Source organism: Mesorhizobium sp. M7A.F.Ca.AU.002.02.1.1 (genome assembly GCF_003998535.1).
GTDB classification, from domain to species: Bacteria; Pseudomonadota; Alphaproteobacteria; order Rhizobiales; family Rhizobiaceae; genus Mesorhizobium; species Mesorhizobium ciceri.
On record NZ_RZPB01001522.1, the window covers coordinates 1 to 393 of the forward strand.

Consider the following 393-nt stretch of genomic DNA (forward strand, 5'->3'; position numbering starts at 1 on the left):
CTATGGGGGTGGCTGCTCGTTTGCAGGTCCCGGATTTCATTCTGCTTCCCCCATTCGCAAAAAAGTCTCGGACGGTTGCTTATTTAGATGACGAGATTGCGCAGCCGCCACTCGCGGTCTTGAGCTTCCACCGTGTCAACCCGGCCTGGCAATTGCGCAGCGCCGTCTCTTCCGCCGCCTTCTGGGACGGCGCGTTGAGCTTCGTCCCGCAGATGATGTAGAGGTCGACAACGCGCGAATAAAAGGTTGTGGCGTAGGCCGAATGGCCGCTCGCCGCGACGTAACCCTTGTAGGCAACGTTGCATTCGCCCGAACCCAAGGTCGGCGGAAAACGCACGTCTCCCTTGCGTCCTGCGAGCGATTCCGCCGAGCTGATGCCGGTCGCCGTTAATA

General features: G+C 60.1%; 1 protein-coding gene. It reads right to left on the reverse strand.

Annotation, left to right across the window (positions count from 1 at the left end):
* Positions 1-79: 79 nt before the first annotated feature.
* On the reverse strand, positions 80-393 hold a 314-nt coding region (locus tag EN879_RS38705; protein ID WP_245493972.1), incomplete at its 5' end, for a hypothetical protein.